Below are 24,339 nucleotides of genomic sequence, written 5' to 3'. Positions count from 1 at the left end.
AACTGCTTTTTATAGCAAGCCGATGACGATTAAAATAGAATTTACTTTATGATCATCATCTTCTTGACTTGAGTAAATGTTTCATTTTGCCCTTTTGCGCTGATGCGGTAGAAATACATTCCACTCGAAAGTGAAATGCCATTAAAATTCACTTGGTATCGACCCCGCGCTTGATTCCCGCTTGCAAGAATCACCACTTTCTGCCCCAAAAGATTATAAACTTCAAGCGTTACATCCGCCCGCTCTTTCAAATCATAACGGATGGTTGTGGTTGGGTTGAATGGATTCGGATAATTTTGAGAAAGCGCGAATTCACGAACTTGATTATCAAAGCGGGATTCTACTGAAATTGACTTTAAGTGCTCGTGCTTACCATCAAACCCCGTTTCCTCAAAACGGTATTCAAGTTTTTCACCAAGCGCCATATCGCTTTCATCAATGAATTGATACGCAGCACCATTCGACACATTTTTTGCTTTCAAGCCTGCGGCTGTTCTATAGCTTGCCAATGTTTTCCATTCAGTTTCATTGACCCGTTTACGCGAGATGGTAAACCCGTGAGAATTAATTTCAGATGATGTTCTCCAATTCAATACCATTCCAATTTCTTTTGAGGTTGCGGTGAATTCTGCAAGTTCAACCGGCAGAGGATTATCAGCCCAATTTCCGGCATAAGTGAATCTGGGCGAAAGACTTGAAATGCTGACATCATTAACCGTGACATTGTAAAGCGGCGGAGAAAACCCATTATCAACACTATTGGAATAAGTAAAGCTTGAACCTGAAACGGATTGCCAAGTGATTCCCCCGTCGGAACTGTTTGCTAAGCGAAGCAACGGCACATTGCCAATCCCATCAACCCCTTGATTGAATATGCGTAGTGTCCCTCGGTTCAAATCGCAATTCAATTTTTGAATAATCCAAGAATGTGGCGCGACATTTTCAATCTGAACCCCATTATCAAAAAAGCCTAATCCACCGGTTCCGGAAGGAACATCGACATAAGTCACCGCAACCGTTGCGCCGGGTCCCACAACAAAATCTTGATATTCTATCTCGACGCCTTTGTAGTAAAGTGCCGTACCAACCGGATAAATATAAGTTCCTGATGTTCCGTCAAAATCTCTTTGAAAGCTAAAAGTCGTTGGAAAAGCGGTATTGCCAATAATCCAACCATTGCCGGTTCTCGTTAGGCTTGTGGGGTCGGTGTTTCTAAGCCACACAGAACTTGCAGCTCCCACTAAAGCCAATTTCCCACTTAAATGCAGCCGCGTTGGTTGAAGACTTGTAAAACCAACGACATCTAATTCTAAAGTCCCTGCTGCATAATGCAAGACTTGCTCCAACTGCCCATATACCGGTAATGTTTGAACTGTGGAAAGCGTACCTCCTCCTGTTTGTACAATTTTTCTAAAGTATCCCGAATTGAACGCGCCCGTAAATCGCCCATTATTCTGAATAAACGAGCTAAATAGTAATCCGAGCTCGAGATTATCGTTCAGATTTAAGACACCGTTCTCCAAGCGCAAGGTATCGCGAAGCTGTATAAAGTCATTCAAGGTGATGGTGTTAAAGCCTTCGCTGCCTTGATGATTGATGGTGAGATTTCGAATCTCTGTCGGGAATAATGTTCCCGCGTTGAAGTTTCCGTTGGTTGTGGGATTAAATACAAAATCGGAGAGCGTTCCAAAATTGAGCGTCACCCCAGTTCCTGCGTGTCCATTGAGCCCGTCGGTACGAGACGATTGAAATAACCCGCTATCAGAAACTGAAATATTAAAAGCCGTTCCGGCTCTTATGAACTGCGTGGAATTCGCATAAATTGAATCAGCAAAAAGCGTTGGTGAACCTGCCGTTGAAGTGACATTGCCAAGCATCGTGAGCTTTCGCACCACCCGATTGGAATTCAAATTTGTAATTCCAACCGACCCCGCTGTAACCACTCTTGGGCGATTGACAGCAGGCCATTCACGACCAATGCCGTAAGCACCGCCATCTGTTGCATAAATCAGCTCACTGCTCTCGCCACGAAAGTGCAAAGAATCACCAACCACAAATGAACCCGGCAAAAGCCTTACGCCGCCTTCAATAAACACGTTATCGCCGGATGTGAGATTTAATGCATCCTCCAATTGAAGTTCAGAGGAATTCTCAAAAATGATTTCGTTTGAGACCGAAGGTGGATTGCTCGTTCTTATTGTCCCAACGCCATCAAATCTCACAATCCCTTTTTGGGTTGTGCTTCTGAATCGCAATGCACTTGAGGAAGTTGATTGTAACGCAAAAATTCCGGCATTCGTTGGAAGCGATATGGTATTTCCTTGCAAAAGAATTTCGCTAAGACCGTTGTAATTCACTGAAGAAACGGTAGTATCGCGTGTATAAATGCTGTGACCCGGCGTCGTAAATCGAAGGATTGGTGCTTGCACAAACAGCGCAGAGCGAAGCAAGTGAAGGCGACCAAGGGTTACTTGATTGCTGCTGGTCAAGTAGGCGTTTGGACTATTGATAAATATTGTCCGGTTATTGGTCGTTAAAGATCCATTTATGATGAGTTCTGAGATTTCGTTGGTATAAGGCGCGATATTGAGTTTATTGGTTGAAGAGGATTGAAGAATAAACGCCGTATTCTCTTCGATTTGAAACCCACCGCGCAATGAATATTCACTTGATGACGGAAGCTGAACTTGATAGGTTCCAACACCGCCAATACGAAGCGTATGAATGTAGTTCGGATAGGCAAGCGACACTTGATTGATGGGAATAACCTGATTTCCTGTCACCCACTCTTGCCCAACAGTCTTTGTCTCTGCGCCAAACCCTTCATAACGAATTCCCGCTTTTTCGCTCGGTGAATCCGGCACACCTTCAAACGAAATGGTTCCACTTCGCGAAATAGTGCCGCTTCTGGAAAGGATAAGGGTATCCAATACTTTCAAGTGAGAACTTGCAGGAATAGACAATTCTCCAGAAACCGATGCCACACTCAATTCAAAAATTCCATTAAGTGTGGTGAGCCCATTCATCACCACACGCGGGTAGTTTTGAATATCTCGCGTTTGTGGTATGATTCGCGCGGTATCGCTTCCATTATTAATGAGTGAAAATCCATTTTTAAGGAATAATGTGGAGGTGTTTCCAAGGTCAAGAAAGCTGCCGTCGTTGAAGGTGAGGTCACCCACAAAGTACGATGGGTTATAAGCGTTGACTCGGTTATTCAAAGTGAGTGAGGCATTCGCGGGAGGGACTTGATTATTGTTCCAAGTGTTTGGGTCTTCCCAATCGCCATCTTGCACCGTGAAATCGATATAGGCCGGAGCTGCAAGCGTAAAAAATGTCGGGCTTCCAGCGGTTAGAGGGATATTATCGGTCGTTGCTTTAACGAAGTTAGTGCTAAAGAAGATGGAACGAAGCGTTGACGAAGTAAAATTAATATCATTTGAAGAGTAAAAAGACAATGCAGCTGGGTCATTTCCTTCCACTTCATCAAAAGTGCCTGATATCCCACTAAACCTTTGAAACACTTCTGTTAATGTTCCATTATTGGCAGGTTGAATGCTATAAAACCTTCGGATACTTCCACTCCCAACCTTTCGAGAACTTGGATACCAACGAAATGTGGTAACACCCAAGATTTCAGAAGAACTTATTGCAAGACCAATAAAACCGGGTTCAGTTCCTCCCACGGCGCCCGTAAAATCTGCTTCGGATTGAACAAAAGCTAAGGTGTTTAAGCGAGAGTTAATTACAGCCCCAATCTGCAAATTAGGTTGATTATATAAACCAGTTGTACCGAGATTGATATTATTCCCGTTCAAATCCAATAACCCATTATTAATCGTCAGAATACCATTAATCGAAATATTCTGACCCAATAAAATTGTTTGTGAATCTCGATTAACCTCAAGACTCTTTAATTCCGTAATTGTTTCCAATCTCAAAATCCCAAAGGGTGCATTAAAACCATTATTATTTAAGATTCTCACCGTTGCATCAACGTTGCCAACCAATGCACCGCTCCCTGTTATCCCTCGCTCAAATTCAATCGTATTTTTTTCGAGTGTAAGGGTTTTGCCACTGTTCAATTGAAGATTCGCTTCAAGCCTCAGTGTATTGTCGCTTGATGTAAATGATTTGTTACCGGCGATAATGAAATTTCCCGTAGTGGTTGCAGAGCCAATAATTGCCGCGGTGGATGCATCACCTATAGAAACCACACCGTTATCATTAGCAAGCGTGAAATTGTGGCTCCCTAAATCAACCCGCGTTCCGGGGCTGATGCTCAGCACGGTTCCTGCGGTTGCATTGAGCGAAAGGGGTGAGCCCAGAAATACCGTTCCTACCGCTTTGTTGATAAAAAGATAATCGAGATTGAGCGTGCCGCTTCCGGTAAGGGTTTGATCAAAATCATCAAATAAAAATAGTGCTCGGTTATTGGTGGTGAATAGTCCGCCTGAGTTCACTGTGAGATTTCCGGCCGTTCGCAAATCTCCTCCCACCAAGTTTGAAAGTCTTAGTTGCCCGGAAATATTCGCATTTCCGAAAACGGTCAGGTCTGCCGTCATTGGAAAAGTACCTGCCATCTCCAGTAATGACCCTGAATCGATGGTGAGATTTCCGGTGCAAGTTCTTGCAACTGCCGTTCCTGAATTCGCTCCCAAATCAAGCACGGTGTTGTTGCTTAATCGAACATTGTGTGGGTTCGTAGTACCCCATTCTAAATTTCTGCCATAAGTACCGCCAGTGTTGTAGTGAAGCGTTGAAGTGCCAAGATTATAGGTTGGTGAGTTTAGAGAGATGAACCCGCCGGTGTTGATTCGAAGGGTATCAACGACGGTGAGTGAAGTTGTAATCGCCAAGTTATTGGAAACCGTGAGCAACCCTTCCACCGTTTGTCCTGCGGCTTGAACTTGAGAGCCGCTCACCGAGACATTTCTCGGACGATTGGTTGAAACCGGCCAGACTTTCAACGCTTCTGGGGCAGTGATAAGTGATATACTATTAAAACTTAAAGTTGAATTTGGCCCGTAAGTTAAAGTGCCATTTACAGTAGGCCCAATGCCTGAACCTGCTAGAAATTCGATTGTTCCATTGATTCTCAAGTCAACTGCGGGATTGATTGTAAATGTTCTTCGAAAAGTAAATGTACCCTCAACAGTACGACTTTCATTAAGGTTGAATGATACCACATCAATTTCGATTGAGCGCGGGCCTGCAGTTGATGGCCAAAATATATCGCCTGCATTAACCGTATAACTTGATATTGCTAAGGTAAGTTTAGAATTTTGCCCATAATTGACGGCTGTTATTCCTGTGATACTTGCCGATGAACCTGATATGGATAACTCGCCATTAATTGTTGGAGTCTGACTTAAAAACAAATTTGCAGTGTTGATAAATCTTGCCCCTTCGCTTACAATAAGATTAACATTGCTTCCAAACTCCCAAGTCCTTGAATCCATTGCCGAAAGCGCTCTTACTCCCTCGAAACGAATTTCACTTCCAACACCCCCGGAAATCGTTCGCGCGGTTGAACTTGTTGCACCGGACGCCAAAATTGTCCCTGATGACCCTTGAATGGTCAACCGATTACCGTTCAAGTTTAATCCTACTTCATTGCTAATATGTATGGTATTTCCAGCACTTGCGCCATTTAAGGTGAGATTCGTACCGGAATTTAATTCTACACTTCCCGTTGGTTTATTGATAAACACATTTGAAAGCGTAATTGATTGCCTTCCTCCTATCGTTTGCGAATTGCTTCCGGTAAAAGTGAATGGAGAAGAATTTCCATTAATGGTGGCATTCGGTTCAACCGTGAAATTACCTTCGATTGAGAAAGCCGCAGATGAATTCGTAGAAAGTGTAAATGTTCCGTTGCTTCCAACAGTTGTATTCCCTGAAACACTGCAGGTTGATGCCGTACTTCCAAATGAAACCGTGCCTTGATTGATGAGCAAATTTCCTGTAATTGTCCAATTCCCTGTTCCCCGCGTTATGCTGCGGCCAGAGGTATTCATTGTGAAATCATAAACCGAAATCGCATTAAATGTGGCGATATCGGTATCAAGCGTAAATACATACGATGGTCTAGAAAAGGGCGCGATACTTGTGCCATCGTTGGTATTATTGATAATATTATAAAAGCCCCATCGCGCAGTTGTTCCAATCGGACCATCAGCAACTTGTGAGGGCACCTCGCCATAAATGGATCCTCCCGAAGTGGTCACATATCCAAACCACGCAAAAAATGCTGGCCTGCCGCCAATCGCCGACCAAGGAAGGGTGAATTCTCGAATATTGCTGCCATTATCATTATAAGTTCCAAAAGAAGTTGTTTGAGGCCCCCAACCGTTAGACCCGTTGGCCGTTCGGTATTCGCGGTAATCATTTTTCACATACATTGCAATGTCTGCTCTAAACTGTAACTCTGCGAAGTTTGTATTATCATAAAGCTGCCCAACGATGGTGCCGTCGGCATCGGTTCCCGAATTAATTGGTGTTGGCGGGTTGGCACTTAAGTAAATGACCGCCGCCTCGGTGCGATTAGCATTGTTAATTCCAATGTAAAGGTTAGTATCATCCCAAGTCATAAACCATCGATTGCCATCGCCTCCATTATTCACACCTGAAGTGTGTGTTCCATATTCAGAAGGAGAAATTATTCCATCTTGAACCGGTGGGGTTGCAATAAATTGAGCATAAAGCATTTTGGTAGAAAGCAGCAGAACAAAGAATAGGCGTACGGAGTGTTTCATGAGAATTGGAAATTAAGGTTCATGATTCAAGGAATCCTTTGAGCCTTGGTATTTTATATTAAAGTTTTGTTGAATGTATTTTAGAAATTAATTCAAAAACCCTCTCTTTACAAGTGTATGTCAAAAGTTAAAACGCGTTATGTCTGCTCCAATTGTGGGGCTGTGAGCATTAAGTATCAAGGGAAATGTTTTGAATGCGGCAAGTTCGGAACCTTGGTTGAAGAGGTGGTGAGTGAACCGGCGGCACCGGCCAAAAACAGCCGAAGTTCGGGTGGAGTGATTTCCACCTTCTATAAACCCCCGAAAACATTGGGCGAGATCGGCGAATTGAAAGAAGAACGGCTTTCCACAGGCATCTCGGAATTTGACCGTGTTCTCGGCGGCGGAATCATGTCGGGCTCGATTATTCTTATTGGTGGTGAACCGGGCATCGGCAAATCCACCTTGATGCTTCAGATTGTGCCGCATCTTGCGCATAAAAAAATTCTTTATGTCTCAGCAGAGGAATCGGCGCATCAAGTAAAAAACCGCGCCACACGAATGGGGATCACTTCAGAAAATCTGATGCTTTTTTCAGAAACGGAACTCGAGCTCATCTTAGAAGCCGCACAGCGAATGAAGCCCGATATTCTCATCGTCGATTCCATCCAAACCATTTTCTCCAACCAATTCGAAAGTGCGCCGGGCTCGGTCTCGCAGGTGCGTGAGTGTACATCGCGCCTGATGCAGAATGCCAAGCGTGAAGGGCAAACCACTTTTGTTGTTGGGCATATCACTAAAGAAGGAACCATCGCGGGGCCAAAAGTTTTGGAACATATAGTTGATACGGTGTTGCAGTTTGAGGGAGAAAACCATTATCGCTACCGAATTCTTCGTGCACTGAAAAACCGCTTTGGCTCAACCAATGAAATCGGTGTGTTTGAAATGAACGAAGAAGGTCTTTCTGAAGTGATGAACCCTTCTGAACTTTTTTTGGCAGAGCGAAGCTTCGGGATTTCGGGCTCGGCGATTGCCGCAACGGTTGAAGGCTCTCGGCCGGTGCTCGTCGAAATTCAATCGCTCGTTTCAAAAACAAACTATGCCGCGCCGCAGCGCATTGCGAGCGGCTTCGATCAGCGGAGGCTTTATCTCCTGCTTGCCGTGCTTGAAAAGCGGCTGGGGTTGCCGATGTGGAGCTCGGATGTGTTTTTGAATATCGCGGGTGGGCTGAGGCTCGATGAACCCGCCGTGGATTTGGCCGTTGCTATTGCCGTGGTTTCAAGCCTGCGCGATATTCCGGCGGATTCGAATACGATTGCCGTTGGTGAAATCGGGCTTGCGGGCGAGCTTCGGGCAGTGCCGAATTTGGAACGGCGAATTTCAGAAGCGAAAAAGCTGGGATTCGAGCGGATTGTGGTGCCTGAGAATAACAAGGAAAGCGGGAAATCGATGTCGGAGAAGTACGGCATCGAAGTGCTTTTTACACCCTCTTTGGGCAAGGCTTTGGATGTGTTTTTGAAGTGAATTGATTGAACTTATATAGTATTAAAGCAAGATATTTTCTTTCATCAAAATCTTTTGGTTTTGGGAATCGAAAGAAAGAGCCGAAGAAATCATTCGTGAATTAAAATTAGGAGCAAATTCAAACTAAGATTGGAAAAATAAAAAAAGCGCCTCCCACGAGGCGCTTTCTGTTTTATGAAATGTTGATTTTTATTTCTTAAAGTACACCACATTCGTTAGCCATTTGGTGCTGTCTTTTTCGGTGGTGGCATCAGCGGCGTATTCTTCCATTACCGGCAAGCCTTGCTGAAACCCCTTCGCCTTAAAGTATTCATCCATTGCTAAATGGGCTTTCATCGTCCCGCTGCTTGGGCCATAAAACGCAATTTTGTATGCTTTTTGTGCAGGAATCTTAACTGTTTCCAAACCCTTCACTTCGCCGGTCGCCCCGAAGCCTGCGGCCATTTCAACCATTCCTTTGGCTTCATCCCACACCCAGTAAAGACCGGTGGGCGGGGTCGTCATTAAGAGATTGGCTTTCTTAATTTCTTCAACTGCTTTTGAAAAATTTACACCATAAAATTTTTCAATCTCCGTCATTTTTATGCTTCCTTTTTTCACCACATAAAGCCGTTCCGGAAAATCAAACTCCACAATTTCAAACCCACCTCGATAGTTTTCTGCAACATACGTTTCACACAAGGTTTTTAGCTTTGTCAGGCCTCGCTCATAATCTTTACCTACCGATTCTTCAAGATTAAAGATTGGACCAAAGATATTGAGAGGGCGAGGCAATGAGGTATGTAATGTCCAAGTAATTTCTGTCTCCACTTCCGAAATGGCTTTCACCACATAGTCTGTTTTGCTGTGAGATTCAAACGGGGTGATAAAATGTAAGTCTAAATCAATTCGCTCTTCCGTAACTGCCGTTATGCTTTGTGTTCCTTTGCCAACCGAATCATTGCCCGACCATTCATACACCGCACCCACTTTCCCGTCTTCACCTTTTATCGATGTTGTCATTTTCGGGTCAAAATCTTGCCACGGGCTCCATTTAGGAAAATTTTTGAAATAAATGACCCGCTCATAAACGACTTTCTTCGGCGCTTTGATGGTTGCTTTTCGCACAATAGTAAACTGTGACGGCATTGCAATAATCAACACCACTACAAGTAATAAAAGAACACCAAAACCATAACCGATATATTTTAATATTTTCATACCATTCTCCTTTAATAATAAATTATAATTGAGTTAGATAACATTTTTGACTTCTTCAAAATAGGAAACGTTGCGATAACTTTCGATAATTTCATTACTTATCAGCATTCAAATATTCAGATTTTTTTTCATTATGATTCTTTCAATAGACTTTAATAAGTTTTCTTACTGTGGCAACAAGCAAATCAAAACTCATTTTTCGTGAAATCTCTTCCCTTCTCACAGAACAAGTCAATACACGAACCAAAAAAATTGATGAAGCCGGTGCGCTTGAGATTGCCCGTCTCATCAACCGCGAAGACGCACGCGTAGCAAAGGCTGTCGGCGAATCTCTGCCAGAAATCGCGCGCGCAATTCAGCTCGTCGCGAAAGCATTTCAAAACGGTGGTCGCTTGTTTTACTTGGGTGCCGGAACCTCGGGAAGGCTTGGCATACTCGATGCTTCGGAGTGCCCGCCAACATTTGGTGTTTCACCCGATTTGGTTCAAGGGATTATCGCCGGTGGGAATGACGCGGTTTTTCGGTCCGTCGAAGGTGCCGAAGATGATGAAACTGCTGCATCAAATGAATTAAAAAGGCGTGGTTTTTCGAAGCACGATGTTCTTTTCGGCATCAGCGCGAGCAAACGCACGCCTTTTGTGCTGGGCGGGCTTCGTTTCGCACGCAAGCTTAAAGCCAAAACCATTTTTCTTACCTCAAACCCCGATGTCAAAGAACCGGCAAGCGTGGTGATTCGCACCCTTGTTGGCCCCGAGGTTATTATGGGTTCAACACGGCTTAAAGCCGGAACATCACATAAAATGGTATTGAATATGGTTTCTACCGGAGCAATGATTCTGAATGGGAAAACCTATGGAAACATGATGATTGACTTGCAGCAAACAAACTTGAAACTCGTTGAGCGAACGAAGCGAATCTTCATGCTTGCCACCGGAGCCGATTATGAAACCGCCGAAGCCTTGCTGGAAACCGCGGGCGGCAAATTGAAAACCGCAATTACTATGTACTTTCTGGTTTGTACCAAAGAAGAAGCAGAAGAAAGTTTGAAAAAAGCAAACGGCTTTGTAAAACGCGCCGTTAATGCAACACTTGATAAGAAACGGCGGTAAATTCGGTTTCACTATATTTACACTAATTCAATCACCATATTTTTTTTACTTAAATTCTTTAACTCGTTTATGGCATCGGAACATTCATTTGACATCGTTTCAAAAATTGATATGCAAGAGCTTGATAATGCACTCAATCAAGCCAAGAAGGAACTTGCGCAGCGTTATGATTTAAAAGACACCGGTTCCGATATTCTTTTTAACCAAAAGGATATGGAAATCACCCTTGAATCGGCAAGTGAATTCACATTGAAATCCGTCGTCGATATTCTTCAATCAAAAATGATTAAGCGTGGTATCGCGACGAAGGTGTTAGACTTTGGGAAGCTTGAACCCGCCACGCACAACAGCTTGCGCCAAAAAGTGAAACTGAAACAAGGCATCGATAAAGAAATCGCAAAAAAAATTACGACTGCCATTAAAGAAACCAAATTGAAAGTCAACGCTCAGGTTCAAGGCGATTCCGTTCGCGTAACAGGCAAGCAATTGGATGACCTTCAAGCCATTCAAAAGCACTTGCTTACAATTGAACTCCCAGTTGCCCTTCAGTACGATAACTATAGATAAAGCGAATGAAGAAAGCGTCACAAAAAATCATTAAAACCCTTTTTATTTTCACATTTTTTGTGACGCTCTCTCAGCATATCCTCTTCGCACAGTCTCCCGAACTCGAAGCTAAACAAGCCCTTGCCGATTCGCTTGCCTATCAAGCATCTGAATTTTATAACAATGATGATTATAACTCAGCCGATAGCTGCGCCAGCGCTGCACTTGAACTTTCTAAATCAATTGGGTATCAAAAGGGAATCGCGGCGGCATACAATGCTTTTGGAATCAATTATGTCTATCAAAGCCGCTACAGCGAGGGCAAAGAGTATCTCTTCAAAAGCCTTAAAATTTATGAAACACTCGGCGATAGTATCGGTGCTTTAAGTTCCTTAACCACACTCGGTGCAGCATTTTCGGAACAAGGTCAGTACACGCCTGCATTAACTCATTACTTCAGAGCGTTGCATATTTCTGAATTCCTAAAAGATACCGTCAAGGAAGCTCGGCTTTTGAATAATATCGCGAATGTTTATAGCGAGCAATCGAATTTCGACGAAGCTCTGAAGTTTTATAATTCTGCTTTGAAAGCATTTGAAAATCTGAATAACAACCGAGGAATATCCATCTTGCTCGTAAACATTGCTAGCACCGAGCATCAAATGAAACGCAATGATGATGCCTTGAAATCATATAACCGCTCTCTTGAAATCAGAAGAAAGCTTGGTGATATCCGAGGCGTCGCGAATACATTAATTGGAATTGCCGATGTGTATTTCGATTTAAAGCAATACGCCAAGGCGAAATTGCTTTATCAAGAATCGCTTGACATCTTAAAGAAACTATCTGCTCCTCGCTTATACACCTATGCCTTGAAGGGTTTGGGAAAAGTGTATTTGGCAACCGGTGAACCGAAAAAAGGAATCCCATTTGCAAAGCAATCGTTAGCTATTGCGGATTCAATTCATGTACAATCGGAAATTAAAGATGCGGCTTTTCTATTGAGTTCACTTTACGAGAAATTGGGAGAAGCTTCAACAGCTTTGAAGTACTTTAAAGTTTACTCCGATTTCAAAGACACGGTTTTAAGTCAGGAATCCTTGAAGGCCGCAGCCAATTTTAGAGAGCAATATGAGGTTGCAAAAAAGGAGCGCGAAATTGCCGAACTCTCAATCACCAAAGCCGAGCAGCAGCTCGAAATCGCCTCTCAACGTATCACTCAAAATCAATTTATCGCTGGTGTAATTATCTTAGTAATATCGCTTGTTGCGCTATCATTTTTTTCCTATGTCAAGCAGAAATCTGAAAACGAAATTCGCCAAAAAAATGAAGCCTTAGCCCTTGCCCTGAAAGAAAAGGAAGAACAGCGCGCGGAAGCAGAACGCCAAAGGAAAATCGCTTACGAAGCCGTTGCATTTAAGGATGATTTGATTCGAATCGCTGCCCACGATTTAAAGAATCCCCTGCAATCCGTTTTGGGATATAGCGAAATCTTGCAAGAACAAACCAAATTGGATAAACCCATTACCACGCAAAATCTTGATATGATTCGGCGGATTTTCCTCTCTTCCGATCGAATGCTTTCGCTCATCAAAGATTTACTCGACTCCGCTCCGAAAGCGTTTGGAATGGAATTAAATTTTTCACGCGTTGATCTTCCTCATCTCATTAAAGGCGTAATCGAATTGAATGACTATCAGAAATCTCGCAAAGGGCAATCGATTGTTTTTGAAACCGATTGCAATTCTTTTATTGCTGAAGTTGATAAAGAAAAATTCAAAGAGGTTGTTGATAATTTGATATCAAATGCAATCAAGTACTCTCCTCCCGGAAAAACAATTTGGGTTAATTTTGAATCGCCTAAATCGAACAGGGATGGAAACGGCTCTTCACCCTTGCGTATTTCTATTAAAGACGAAGGCCAAGGACTCACGGCTGAAGACCAAGCCAAGCTGTTCGGCCGTTTCCAAAAACTTTCTGCAAAACCAACCGGCGGAGAAAGCTCTTCCGGCTTGGGGCTTTATATTGCTAAGAAGTTAATCACCGATCACGGTGGCGATATTTACGCCCATTCACAAGGGAAAGGCGCAGGGTCAACTTTTTTTATCGAGTTACCTGTCTCAAGCCATTGATTTTATTCATCTTGTTTCTTATTTACACCAAATTTGATTTTCACAGTTACATCGTTTGATTTTTCCTTCAACAATCTTCACCAATGATATCAAGGGTTTACGATTTCTTTTCTCAGCTATTTAAGTTTTTTGTCATAGGCTTTCTATCGTTACAGTCACTCAAAGCCCAATTCCCAACCAGTGCCTTTTTAGATACGACAAAGCGAGCCAAGCCGGAGCAAATTTTTTCTCGACCTTCACTTTGGGCAGATGCCGTTCTTAATCGAATGACCATTGAAGAAAAAATCGGTCAACTTTTTGCTGCTTCTTGTTCAAGTGTTTTTTTACCAAGCGATAACGAACAGTATCAACGCGTGCTTGAACTTATTCGCGCAGGAAAGGTCGGCGGGGTAATGCTTATGAAAGGGGATGTTTATTCTGCCGCTATGCTTGTTAATCGATTGCAACGCAATGCAAGATTTCCACTTTTGATTTCGGCAGATATGGAATGGGGTGCAACGATGCGAATCGACCGTGCAACCGAATTCCCCGTCAATATGGGTATTGCTGCTACTTGGAATCCGCTCTTCGCTTATAAAGCCGGGCAGATTACCGCACGAGAAGCCCACGCAATGGGAATTCATCATAATTATGCACCCTCGGTCGATCTAAATAACAATCCCTCAAACCCAATTATCAACACGCGTTCTTTTGGAGAGAACATTGAACTTACTAATGCAATGGCTGATGCCTACATTTTAGGTACACAGTCTCAAGGGATTTTGGCTACCGTTAAACACTTTCCCGGTCACGGTGATACCGAAATCGATAGCCACAAAGATTTACCCATACTTAAATTTTCGCGGGGGCGTTTAGATAGCATCGAACTAAAGCCATTTCGCAGCGCAATCAAAAACGGCGTGATGTCCATTATGGTGGGGCATTTGGCGGTTCCCGCCATTACCGGTTCAGAGAAAATTCCTGCAAGCCTTTCAAAATTGATGGTGGATTCCCTTCTTCGAAAAGCCTTGAATTTTCAAGGTCTAATTGTTACTGATGGCATGCGAATGGCGGGCGTTCGGAAATTTTACTCCGCAGGTGAGGCCGCTATTGCCGCCATTGATGCGGGCATCGACATCATTCTTGATTCACCTGACATTACCGAGGCTTATGCCTCTGTGCTCTCAGCTGTTCAAATCGGAAGAATTTCCGAAGAACGAATTAATGAGTCAGCGCGGCGAATTCTTGTCGCAAAGGAATGGCTCAAACTTCATGAACAGCGCTTTGCAAACCTTGAAACCCTTGCTGATATTGTTGGCAATCAATCGTCGATTTCACTCTCACAAGAAATTGCTGAAAATGCATTAACCGCATTGCAATTGGAAAAAAAGCGCATCCCGCTCGCGCCAAAAACAACTCGCCGCAAACGAAAAATGCTGAACATATCAATTTCAAACAGTTCAATTTCTAATTACGGAGAAGCTTTTTACACCGCATTCAAAAATTCCTTTGCATATTCTGAACGCATTCGAATTGATAAGCGAAGCAACAAAATGGATTTTGATGAAACTTTGAAAGAAATTCCAAAATCGGCAGCTGTCGTTGTTTCCTGCTATGCAGATATTCGTTCCTTTGAAGGCAAATATGGCTTTGATGGTGAATTGGATAACTTTTTGAAGCGTCTCATTAAATCTTGTAATGCTGCAAAAACACCTGTCATCTTAATTTCCTTTGGAACACCTTATTTAATATTAGCTTATCCCGAAGCACCCACTTATCTTATTGCTTATTCATCAGCACGAGCCTGCGAACAAGCGGCCGTCCGTTGGCTGAAAGGCGAAGTATCAGCAAAAGGCAAACTTCCTGTCAAAATGAGTGCAAAGTTTCCGTTTGGTAAAGAATCAATACAAACCGTAACCCCATAAGCAATGCGAAGCACCTTTTTCCATTTTAAGATTCAAATCCGCTCGCTTACAACAGAATTCCTATTCCAAATCAAGTCGCTTTTTTTCACTGTTTTCGTATTTACCCTCCCTCCCATTTTCAATTCTCTTTCCGCTCAAGACCTTGCCCTGCTGGGCAACATAAAAAGCCATTCGGACTCCCTTGCAGCATCGTTAGTTCAAAAGCTTGAGACAAGCAATGATTCATTGAGGGTGAGAATTTTGAATCAATTGTGTTGGCTTTATCGCTCAATCGATTTCGCCAAATCCATTCGCTATGGCAAAGAAGCCCTCACTTTGGCGGAATCGCGCCAAGATAAACCGGCTCTGATTGAAGGCTTGAACTTTATTGGCGTTACTTATCGAAACGTGGGGAACTATCCACTTGCCATTGAGTCTTTTATTCAGGCTAAAAAATTTTCAGCAGAGATTGGAGACCTAAAACAAAAAGCTTATGCCTTAAATAATTTAGGTGATATTTACCGAATTGATAATCAACTTGATGCCGCGCTTAATGCTTCCAAACAGGCGCTCGCAATTTTCGATTCTTTAGGTGAAAACAATGGGAGTGCTTATGCCCATCTTCGCATTGGAGAAGCATTTCAAGCCTTAGGTAATTTTCAAGATGCTCTAAAGTCTTTTGGATATGCGCTAAAAATTCGTGAGAAAGAACAAGATAAAACCGCGATTCGAGCTGCACTTTCATTGACCGGGGAATGCTACGCCGAGATGGGAAATCACCGCGATGCGCTTCAATATCATTTCAAAGCACTTGCTCTTGCCGAAGCACAGCGAAATCCACAAGCCGTTGCCGTGGCGGTTAATAACATCGCCCGTTCTTACCTCATGTTAAAAAAGTATAGTGAATCGCTTGACTTCGCAAAGCGAGGGCTCCAAACTTCACAACTGTTGAAATCGCCGGAACAAACAAGACGCTCTTCTCTCATCCTTTCCGATATCTTTGCCTCCAAAGGCGATTATGCAACATCGCTTCAGTATCTCCGAAACGCCACCGCAATTCGCGATTCACTTATTGGCGAAGAAACCAAAAAGCGTATCGCCGCCATCCAAGCCGGTTATGACGCCGAAGTCCGCCAAGCTCAAATTGAAATGCTAACCCTTAAAACAGAAAGCCAACGAATCCTTCAAAATGGATTTACCATTGGCTTAGTACTTTTAGGTATCATTATTGTACTCATTCTCTTTGCTTATCGCAGTAAACGCCTTTCCGCTCGCGAACTTGCCAAGCAAAACACGGAAATCGAAGCAGAAAGGAGCAAGTCTGATAAACTGCTTCTAAATATTTTACCGGAGTCAATCGCCGAGCGTCTTAAGAAAGGAGAATCGGTAATCGCTGATAGCTTTCCTGATTGCACCATTCTTTTTGCCGATCTGGTTGGTTTTACAAAACTTTCTATCGGAACAACGCCCGAAGCCCTCGTCACTTTTCTCAATGATATTTTCTCTCGTTTTGATTCCCTCGCTGAATTTTATGGACTTGAAAAAATTAAAACCATCGGCGATTCTTATATGGCTGCCGGTGGAATTCCTAAGCCGCAAAAAGATCACGCCAAACGTGTGGCAGAATTTGCACTCGCGATGCAGGGCGTTATACGCGATTTCGATAGCGCCGGGAGCGTCAACCTTGCCATAAGAATCGGCATCCACTCCGGCCCTGTGGTTGCAGGTGTCATTGGGGATAAAAAATTCATCTATGATCTCTGGGGCGACACCGTCAATACTGCTTCCCGCCTTGAGTCACAAGGAATCGCAGGTGAAATTCAAGTAAGTGAAACAACTTTTCAATTGATAGAACCCTATTTTACCTCGAATCTCGTGGGGAATTAGATCTTAAAGGAAAGGGAAAAGTTCAAAGCTACTTGCTGAAAGGCGCAAAAAAGCAAGCCGATAGCACCTCTGTTTTTATTGGCGGATGAAAGAAAAACTAGAACGTCTCATCTCTAAAAGAGGGCTGGGCTCTCGGCGAGAGGCTCAGTCACTCATTCTCAACGGCCTCGTCTTTGTCAATGGCATAAAAGCTACTCACCCCTTACAACTGGTCAATCCTGATTCTGATATTTCAATCACCGGCTCCCACCCCATTCAGTCAAGCCAAAATCAAATGAAAGATTTTGTTTATCTCATTTACCATAAACCAAAAGGAGAAGTCACTACAAAACGCGATGAACTGGGGCGCAAAACTGTTTACGATGCCTTCCTTCGATATAGAGGAAATCAACACACCAATGGGATCAACCCTGTTGGAAGGCTAGATCTTGATTCAACCGGTTTATTACTTTTCACCAATGACTCGGTTTTCGCCAATTTTTTAACTAATCCTGAAAATGAAATTCCTAAAAAATATTTTCTGCGGCTTCGCGAGCCTCTATCCGATAAAGACATTGAAATCATCTCCAATGGCATTTTAATTCAAGAACGCGGAAGTGAGTATCTTGCAAAACCTTTATCTTTTCAAATGATAACCAGTCATAGCGCGACCATTTGCTTAACCGAAGGAAAGAACCGTGAGGTGCGGAAAATATTTTTAGCCCTTGGCAACAAAGTTCTCGACTTAAAGCGCATCGGTTTTGGAAATCTTAATCTTGAAATGAAACAAGATTCTCTTTCCAAAGCCTATTTCCTTTTTGACCATCCATTCCCTCTTTCCGATTTTCGTATAATAAATAAAACTGATGTATGGAAAGGGTTTATCAAAACGAAACAAAAAAATTGAAAGGTGTGATATTCATCCCAAAAAGAAAAAGTACGTTTTGTAACTTCTCTTAATGAATTTATTAACTCACTTTTTTTTATTGTGAAGGAGATTACTTCAACTTTTGTTTTAAGGAGCTGATTATGGATATAGAGGATACCCCAAATTCGGATCAAGAGTCTTCATCCGAAAATAGAATTAACCCGGCAGAAAGCCTTGCAGAGTTTGAATCGTTAAGCCCCTTGAAAGGCCTCGTGGTGGTTGCTTTTAACGGTGAAAACCGTGTCTTTGGGCCTGCCTATTTCACCCAAAAAAATCAATTCCTCCTCTATTATTTGGTTACTTCTTATCATAGAATGGCAATTGATGGTCTCGTAACCAAATCTGAATCTCTTTTCTTGAAAGCTGTAATGAAAGTTCATAAAGAGAAAGGCGGAAAAATACTTTTGGTCAAAGACCATCCATCAGCTAAAACAGAGTTTATTCAAAACGATCGAATGATTGAAGTTCGGCTTCGTCATATCTTGGAATACACGAATAAACATGTTTTTGTCCAGAAGCGAGGCAAAGAAATTTGGGTATTTGAATCGGAAGAAATTCTTGCGAAGTATCCTTTTCCATTTACTGCTGAATTCAGAAAATCGATTCGTAAAGTAAAAAGGGTTGAAGCCAAAACGCTTTCTGAATCAAAAGTATTGAGAAATCTTTCGTTGGATTTGCATCTTTTCAATCAAGTTGATCGATTTATTTTCAAAGAAATTCTTCGATTCCGGTTTCGAGAAGTTGTTATCCAATTAAAGGCAGTTTTTCAATCGATGTTAGAAAAAAAATCATCTTAAGTTGCACTCATTTTATCAGTAGAATAAAAGTTATTCCCCAAGATTAAATGATTCACGTCGGTTAGGGATAAACACACGTTGAAACCCAATTTCATTTAAACCATCCTTCAACCCTTTCGTTGCCTCATCTTCACCGTGTACCAAAAATATTTTTTTCATCGACTTGCGATCGTACTTTCCGATGTATTCAAGCAATTCATTTCGATCGGCATGTGCAGAAAAATTATTCATCACAATTACTTTCGCATTCACTTCAAACGGTTCACCAAAAATGTTTACAACCTTATGCTTTTCTAAAATTTTTCTTCCCAACGTATTTTCTGCCATATACCCTACTATCAAAATCGTTGTGGTAGGATTTGAAATATGATTTGCTAAGTGATGCCGAATTCGCCCGCCTTCCGCCATTCCGGAACCTGCCATTATGATGCAAGGCCCCTGATAATCATTCAGCCGTTTCGATTCATCTGCCGTTCTACAATAGCGAACCTGATCAAGTTTAAATGGACTTTGATCTGTTAAAATGAGCTTCTTCATCTCGTTATCAAAACACTCTGGGTGAAGCCGGTAAATGTTGGTGATATCAATGGCGAGAGGGCTATCAAGAAAAATTTCCATATCAGGAAGCAACCCTTTTAATTTCAATTGATTGAAGTAATAAATCATCTCTTGTGTTCTTCCTACACTAAATGCAGGAATCAATACTTTTCCACCAGTTTGATATGCATCTTGTAATACGGAAGTCAATGTTTCTTCAACCTTTTCTTTTGGTTTATGTAACCGATTCCCATAAGTGCTTTCAGTGATAAGGTAGTTTACACCTTGAATTGGTTCCGGGTCAATAAGGATTGGTGTGTGCGGCCTACCCAAGTCACCGGTGAATGCCAAGGTTTCTTTAACCCCCTTTTCTTCAAGTTCTAAACGAACGACGGCTGAACCAAGAATGTGCCCCGAATTAAAAAATGTAAGGGTTACTCCTTCGGAGATTACAACTGGTTTGTGATAAGGAACAGAAATAAAATTTTGTAGCGAAATCTGCGCATCAAGTGTTGTATAGAGAGGTTCAACAGGAGGCAATTTTTTCTTTGCATTTCTTTTTGAGATGAACTCCGCATCCTTTTCTTGCAAAAATGCCGTGTCTTGAAGCATTGCTGCGGCTAAATCGCGCGTTGCCGGGGTTGAATATATCAACCCTTTGTATCCTTGCTTAATAAGGTTTGGAATATTTCCACTATGGTCGGTATGAGCATGTGAAAGTACCATCACATCGATATCCTCCGGCTGAAATGGAAAAGTTTGATTTAATTCTTCTGTTTCGCTTCTTTTTCCTTGATATAATCCGCAATCCAATAGAATATTTTTTCCATTGATTGTCACTAAATGAGATGAGCCGGTTACGCCGTGTGTTGCCCCAAAAAAAGTAAGTTTCATAGATAATGATTGGTTTTGATTGCGATTTCAATTATCATATTAATTAAAAGAACTGTGCTAAAGGCCGCTTTTTTACACTTTGGGAATAAGTCTTTTGAAGCATCCTGTAAAAGTTTTGATTGCTTCAGTTTGAAATCATGTCACATTTTATCTTTTCATCCATACGAACTTTATCTCAACTTTTTTTCTTACATACAGAAATCTGGTTAAGCTTCGTTGGCTCGTCTTTACTCTTTTCTTTGTTGAAACCTTAGTTGTTATTCAGATTTTGGTACTTTTTCTTAAACAATATCTTGTTTGGATTGCTTTACATGAGATATTGATATTCTCATTCTAAACTCTATATTTATTTAATAGGCGATTCATTGTGGTAAGAAGTTACTTCTTCCAACAGCCATAAATTATATTTGTAATCTTACCTGTCTAGCTCGAAATGCGTAAAATTGATCCGGCAACGATACCCATTTTTGAAGGCGTTACGGCCGAAGAAATGGAGCAAATTGTGAAGTATGCCTTCGTTAAAAATTTTGATCCGGGTTATGTTCTTTTCCGTGAGAACTTGATTGTCGGTCAAATTATGTATGTCATCCTTGCCGGTCGAGTTGACTTATCTAAGAAAAATGCAGCCGGCGATGATGTCACTTTTCTGACACTCGGTCCCGGTGCGTTGCTTGGCGAAATGTCGCTTTTCGAACAGCAAAAGCGTTCCGCTTCTGCTATTGTCAAAGAATACTCGGAGTTGCTTGTTTTACCGAAATACAACTTTGATCGGATGCTTCAAAGTCGCCCAAATGAGGCCATTAAAATCCTACTTAATTTTATTAAAATTTTATCCCAAAGGCTACGCGATACGACCAATAAAATGATTAAAGCCCAAGGTGATGAAAACGCTGATCACCCGGCTGAATCAACAACCGCTGCTCCTACAGCGGATGCACCACCCGCCGTACCTGTACCAGCCGCAGTTCAACCGCCGGCAAAAGAAGGTCATTTAACCCTTTCCTCTGCCGGAGGAACAGGCAAATCAGAGGAACTGTATGTGCTAAGCTTGGAAGATTTACAAAGCGGTAACTTGGTTCGCGTTCTTGAAGAAAAGCGCAAGCAGGGTCTTGTAGCCGATAGCTCAACCCGACTTTTGATGATTCGTGATATCGTAAGTTATTACATTCAACTTCCTATGGAGGAGCTCCAATTGAAAGTTCGTGAAATGGAACTTCGTTACCGAAATCGACCCAAATAAACAGAAAATTAATTTTCACTTTTCAGAGTTAAGCCGAAGAAACATCTTCGGCTTTCTTTATTTTTGCCCAAATTTCTTTAACTCGATTATGAAACATACTTTAACTCTTCTCTTTCACAATCAGCCCGGCGTTGAAAAGCAACTTTTGGTTGATGATGGAACTTCAATTCTCGAAGCTTGTATGGAAAATGCCATCCACCTACAACACAATTGCGGTGGCGTCTGCGCTTGCTCAACATGTCATGTCATCATTAAAAGCGGGATGGAGAATCTCCCCGAATTAAGCGATGATGAGCAAGACCAATTGGATGAAGGCACCGGAATCACCCTCACATCCCGCTTAGGCTGTCAATCCCGCTTGAAAGGAAATGTTACAGCCCTTCTTCCCGATCAAACCATTTACTTGGGTCATTAAAATGCAGCGGCTTCATATCATCGTTCAAGGGAGAGTTCAAGGTGTGGGGTTTCGATGGTACACCAAAGACAAAGCTGATACCCATTCAATTAACGGATGGGTGAAAAATCTTCAGAATGGCGATGTTGAAATCGAGGCTGAAGGAAATCCAAATGACATCAATGAGTTTATTCAGCTTGTTCGAAAAGGACCTTGGGGTTCTTTTGTTTCCAATCTTCAAATCACAGAACAACTACCCGTAGGCAGAAACGACGGGTTTGTCATCACTCGGTAAACCCCCATTTTACAATAGCGTAATACAATTTCTTTTTATATGGCACTTACAGTTAAGTATCTTCGCAGTTACTTTATTTAATTCTTTAGGATTAACGGAAATAATGAAACTACATGCCACCACCGTTGTGGGTGTTATCCGCGACGGAAAAGCGGCCTTAGGCAGCGATGGTCAAATGACCTTAGGCGCAACGGTCATGAAACACTCCACCACAAAAGTTCGCCGAATGCTTGGCGGAAAAATTTTAGTCGGTTTTGCTGGAGCAACCGCCGATGCAATAACCCTCATCGATCGATTTGATGAAAAGCTTCAAGCTCACGGAGGAAAGGTTGAACGCGCTGCCGTCGAATTGGCCAAAGATTGGCGCACCGATAAATATCTTCGCCGACTCGAAGCGATGCTTGCAGTCATTGCCCAAGATCGAGCTCTCATTATCTCAGGAACTGGCGATGTCATTGAACCGGAAGAAAATATCATCGCAATTGGAAGCGGCGGGATGTATGCATTGGCTGCGGCACGCTCAATGATGCGGTTTACTTCTCTTGATGCACGCAGCATCGTTCATGAATCTCTAAAGGTTGCATCTGAAATCTGCATTTATACCAATAGCAATATTCGAATTGAAGAGTTATAAACCTTCTAATTTTGTTTTTATTATTTAACATCATTTTGAAATGGCAAAGTCCAAAACCATTCAGGAATCCAACGAACCAAAACTACTTCTCAACGGAAAAGAGAAAAATTCCGAAGTGTCAGAAGTTCATCAGCTCACCCCTCATCAAATTGTACAGGAATTAGATAAGTACATCATTGGTCAAAATGAAGCCAAGCGATCCGTTGCAATAGCGCTTCGCAATCGATTCCGTCGTCAAAAAGTTGAGGGACCGCTACGAAACGAAATTATGCCCAATAACATCATTATGATTGGGCCAACCGGCGTTGGCAAAACAGAAATTGCCCGCAGATTAGCGAAATTATCAGGCGCACCGTTTATTAAAGTAGAAGCCACCAAATTTACCGAGGTTGGATATGTCGGCCGAGATGTTGAAGCAATGATTCGTGACCTTGTTGAACTCTCTGTAGGAATGGTTCGCTTGGAGCAAAGCGAAATTGTGGCCGAAAAAGCACGCCAACTTGCCGAGGAACGCGTTCTTGATATTCTCCTCCCGCCACTTCGCAAAGGAACTCCTTCGAAAAAAAATCAATCATTTGGATTTTCAAAACCCGAGGACCAGTCCGAAGTGTCTGATTCAGTTGATTTAGAAGGAGAAATAACCGTTGATGCGGCTGAGGCTGAACTGAATGACCGCAGTCGTGAAAAAATGCGCGATCGGCTTCGTGCTGGCAAACTGGATGATCGAACCATCGAACTTGAAATTACCGGCGAAAGCCCTGCAATGATGCAAATCTTAGGTCCTTTTGGTCCTGTTGAGGATTTAGGGAACCTAATGCAAGACATCGTGGGAGGATTACCAAAGCGCCGAAAAAAACGCCGCGTGACCATCGCCGAAGCAAAAGTCATTTTGGCTCAAGAGGAAACGCAAAAGCTCATTGATATGGACGCCGTTGTAAAAGAAGCGATAAAACGAGTTGAAGAAGCCGGTATCGTATTTATCGATGAGATCGATAAGATCGCTACCGCTGGTGGTGCAAGCGGCGGTCGAGGAGGCCCTGATGTAAGCCGTGAAGGCGTTCAGCGAGATTTGCTTCCCATCGTTGAAGGCTCAACCATCACAACAAAATATGGTATGGTGAAAACTGATCACATTTTATTCATTGCATCCGGGGCATTTCATATTTCCAAGCCTTCTGATTTAATTCCTGAGTTGCAAGGCCGTTTTCCTATCCGCGTCGAATTGAAGAGCCTCACCGAAGATGACTTTTTCAAAATTTTAACCCAACCCGAAAACGCTCTCATAAAGCAGTACACCGCTTTAATGAAAACCGAAAATCTAGAGTTGGAATTTTCTGAGGATGGGGTTCGCACAATCGCTTCTACTGCGACCCGAGTAAATGAATCTGTAGAAAATATTGGCGCACGGCGACTTCATACCATCATGACAACACTTCTCGAAGACCTTATGTTTGATATACCGGAGAAAATGCCCTCCGGAAAAGTGGTCATCAACCGTGAGCTTGTTGAAAAGCGGCTCAACACCATTGTTCAAGATCGTGACTTAAGTCGGTATATTCTTTAAATTCCATTAAAAGTTGTTAAAAAGAATAGCCGCTTTTGTGGCTATTTTTTTTAAACGAG

The 24,339-nt window shown here is 42.5% G+C and carries 16 protein-coding genes; 13 read left to right on the top strand and 3 right to left on the bottom strand.

The window, feature by feature from the left end; genetic code table 11:
* Nucleotides 1-41 precede the first annotated feature (41 nt).
* Nucleotides 42-6,758, bottom strand: a complete 6,717-nt coding sequence (locus tag SFU91_08575) for a T9SS type A sorting domain-containing protein (GenBank protein MDX2129076.1) — start codon at nt 6,756-6,758, stop codon at nt 42-44.
* Between the two features lie 117 nt (nt 6,759-6,875).
* Here SFU91_08575 and radA point away from each other — a divergent pair, with 117 nt between their 5' ends.
* A complete protein-coding gene (gene radA, locus SFU91_08570) occupies nt 6,876-8,261 on the top strand; it encodes a DNA repair protein RadA (GenBank protein ID MDX2129075.1) in 1,386 nt (461 codons plus the stop codon).
* 189 nt (nt 8,262-8,450) lie between these two features.
* On the opposite strand, the gene SFU91_08565 is transcribed toward radA, so the two are convergent.
* Nucleotides 8,451-9,461 (bottom strand): SRPBCC family protein, encoded by a 1,011-nt coding sequence (locus tag SFU91_08565; protein ID MDX2129074.1) that lies wholly within the window; start codon nt 9,459-9,461, stop codon nt 8,451-8,453.
* Between the two features lie 170 nt (nt 9,462-9,631).
* On the opposite strand from SFU91_08565, the gene murQ reads away from it, so the two are divergent.
* From murQ to SFU91_08530, 7 genes are all read left to right on the top strand, one after another.
* The gene (murQ, locus tag SFU91_08560; GenBank protein ID MDX2129073.1) at nt 9,632-10,570 is read left to right on the top strand and encodes an N-acetylmuramic acid 6-phosphate etherase; all 939 of its coding nucleotides are present in this window, start codon (nt 9,632-9,634) and stop codon (nt 10,568-10,570) included.
* Between the two features lie 69 nt (nt 10,571-10,639).
* Nucleotides 10,640-11,137 (top strand): YajQ family cyclic di-GMP-binding protein, encoded by a 498-nt coding sequence (locus SFU91_08555; GenBank protein ID MDX2129072.1) that lies wholly within the window; start codon nt 10,640-10,642, stop codon nt 11,135-11,137.
* Between the two features lie 5 nt (nt 11,138-11,142).
* Nucleotides 11,143-13,248, top strand: a complete 2,106-nt coding sequence (locus SFU91_08550) for a tetratricopeptide repeat-containing sensor histidine kinase (protein MDX2129071.1) — start codon at nt 11,143-11,145, stop codon at nt 13,246-13,248.
* A gap of 83 nt (nt 13,249-13,331) precedes the next feature.
* Nucleotides 13,332-15,152 carry a glycoside hydrolase family 3 N-terminal domain-containing protein gene (locus SFU91_08545; GenBank protein ID MDX2129070.1) on the top strand — a complete coding sequence of 607 codons (1,821 nt, stop codon included), beginning with the start codon at nt 13,332-13,334 and terminating at the stop codon, nt 15,150-15,152.
* A gap of 3 nt (nt 15,153-15,155) precedes the next feature.
* Nucleotides 15,156-17,018 carry an adenylate/guanylate cyclase domain-containing protein gene (locus SFU91_08540; GenBank protein MDX2129069.1) on the top strand — a complete coding sequence of 621 codons (1,863 nt, stop codon included), beginning with the start codon at nt 15,156-15,158 and terminating at the stop codon, nt 17,016-17,018.
* An 85-nt stretch (nt 17,019-17,103) separates the two neighbouring features.
* On the top strand, nt 17,104-17,904 hold the full coding sequence (locus tag SFU91_08535; protein ID MDX2129068.1) for a pseudouridine synthase: 801 nt from the start codon (nt 17,104-17,106) through the stop codon (nt 17,902-17,904).
* 122 nt (nt 17,905-18,026) lie between these two features.
* Nucleotides 18,027-18,722 (top strand): hypothetical protein, encoded by a 696-nt coding sequence (locus SFU91_08530; GenBank protein MDX2129067.1) that lies wholly within the window; start codon nt 18,027-18,029, stop codon nt 18,720-18,722.
* Between the two features lie 30 nt (nt 18,723-18,752).
* On the opposite strand, the gene SFU91_08525 is transcribed toward SFU91_08530, so the two are convergent.
* Entirely contained in the window at nt 18,753-20,153 is a 1,401-nt protein-coding gene (locus tag SFU91_08525; protein ID MDX2129066.1) for an MBL fold metallo-hydrolase, read from the bottom strand.
* 433 nt (nt 20,154-20,586) lie between these two features.
* Between SFU91_08525 and SFU91_08520 the strand changes: the two genes are divergently transcribed.
* The 5 genes from SFU91_08520 to hslU all read left to right on the top strand — a co-directional run bounded on the left by SFU91_08520 (nt 20,587) and on the right by hslU (nt 24,280).
* Entirely contained in the window at nt 20,587-21,393 is an 807-nt protein-coding gene (locus SFU91_08520) for a cyclic nucleotide-binding domain-containing protein (GenBank protein ID MDX2129065.1), read from the top strand.
* Nucleotides 21,394-21,481: 88 nt separating this feature from the next.
* Entirely contained in the window at nt 21,482-21,808 is a 327-nt protein-coding gene (locus SFU91_08515; GenBank protein MDX2129064.1) for a 2Fe-2S iron-sulfur cluster-binding protein, read from the top strand.
* The gene (locus tag SFU91_08510) at nt 21,762-22,082 is read left to right on the top strand and encodes an acylphosphatase (GenBank protein ID MDX2129063.1); all 321 of its coding nucleotides are present in this window, start codon (nt 21,762-21,764) and stop codon (nt 22,080-22,082) included. The genes SFU91_08515 and SFU91_08510 overlap by 47 nt, the downstream gene beginning before the upstream one ends.
* A 103-nt stretch (nt 22,083-22,185) precedes the next feature.
* Nucleotides 22,186-22,716, top strand: a complete 531-nt coding sequence (gene hslV, locus SFU91_08505) for an ATP-dependent protease subunit HslV (GenBank protein ID MDX2129062.1) — start codon at nt 22,186-22,188, stop codon at nt 22,714-22,716.
* Between the two features lie 40 nt (nt 22,717-22,756).
* Nucleotides 22,757-24,280 carry an ATP-dependent protease ATPase subunit HslU gene (hslU, locus tag SFU91_08500; GenBank protein ID MDX2129061.1) on the top strand — a complete coding sequence of 508 codons (1,524 nt, stop codon included), beginning with the start codon at nt 22,757-22,759 and terminating at the stop codon, nt 24,278-24,280.
* Nucleotides 24,281-24,339 lie beyond the last annotated feature (59 nt).

It is taken from the genome of Chloroherpetonaceae bacterium (assembly GCA_033763895.1).
Lineage (GTDB): Bacteria > Bacteroidota > Chlorobiia > Chlorobiales > Thermochlorobacteraceae > JANRJQ01.
The sequence above is the reverse complement of the archived record's forward strand: the minus strand, read 5'-3'. Positions and strand labels throughout refer to the sequence as shown.

Coding starts and splice junctions, on each gene's coding strand:
- SFU91_08575 (MDX2129076.1), bottom strand. CDS start 6,758: ATGAAACACTCCGTACGCCTATTCTTTGTTCTGCTGCTTTCTACCAAA.
- radA (MDX2129075.1), top strand. CDS start 6,876: ATGTCAAAAGTTAAAACGCGTTATGTCTGCTCCAATTGTGGGGCTGTG.
- SFU91_08565 (MDX2129074.1), bottom strand. CDS start 9,461: ATGAAAATATTAAAATATATCGGTTATGGTTTTGGTGTTCTTTTATTA.
- SFU91_08555 (MDX2129072.1), top strand. CDS start 10,640: ATGGCATCGGAACATTCATTTGACATCGTTTCAAAAATTGATATGCAA.
- SFU91_08550 (MDX2129071.1), top strand. CDS start 11,143: ATGAAGAAAGCGTCACAAAAAATCATTAAAACCCTTTTTATTTTCACA.
- SFU91_08545 (MDX2129070.1), top strand. CDS start 13,332: ATGATATCAAGGGTTTACGATTTCTTTTCTCAGCTATTTAAGTTTTTT.
- SFU91_08540 (MDX2129069.1), top strand. CDS start 15,156: ATGCGAAGCACCTTTTTCCATTTTAAGATTCAAATCCGCTCGCTTACA.
- SFU91_08535 (MDX2129068.1), top strand. CDS start 17,104: ATGAAAGAAAAACTAGAACGTCTCATCTCTAAAAGAGGGCTGGGCTCT.
- SFU91_08530 (MDX2129067.1), top strand. CDS start 18,027: ATGGATATAGAGGATACCCCAAATTCGGATCAAGAGTCTTCATCCGAA.
- SFU91_08525 (MDX2129066.1), bottom strand. CDS start 20,153: ATGAAACTTACTTTTTTTGGGGCAACACACGGCGTAACCGGCTCATCT.
- SFU91_08520 (MDX2129065.1), top strand. CDS start 20,587: ATGCGTAAAATTGATCCGGCAACGATACCCATTTTTGAAGGCGTTACG.
- SFU91_08515 (MDX2129064.1), top strand. CDS start 21,482: ATGAAACATACTTTAACTCTTCTCTTTCACAATCAGCCCGGCGTTGAA.
- SFU91_08510 (MDX2129063.1), top strand. CDS start 21,762: ATGTTACAGCCCTTCTTCCCGATCAAACCATTTACTTGGGTCATTAAA.
- hslV (MDX2129062.1), top strand. CDS start 22,186: ATGAAACTACATGCCACCACCGTTGTGGGTGTTATCCGCGACGGAAAA.
- hslU (MDX2129061.1), top strand. CDS start 22,757: ATGGCAAAGTCCAAAACCATTCAGGAATCCAACGAACCAAAACTACTT.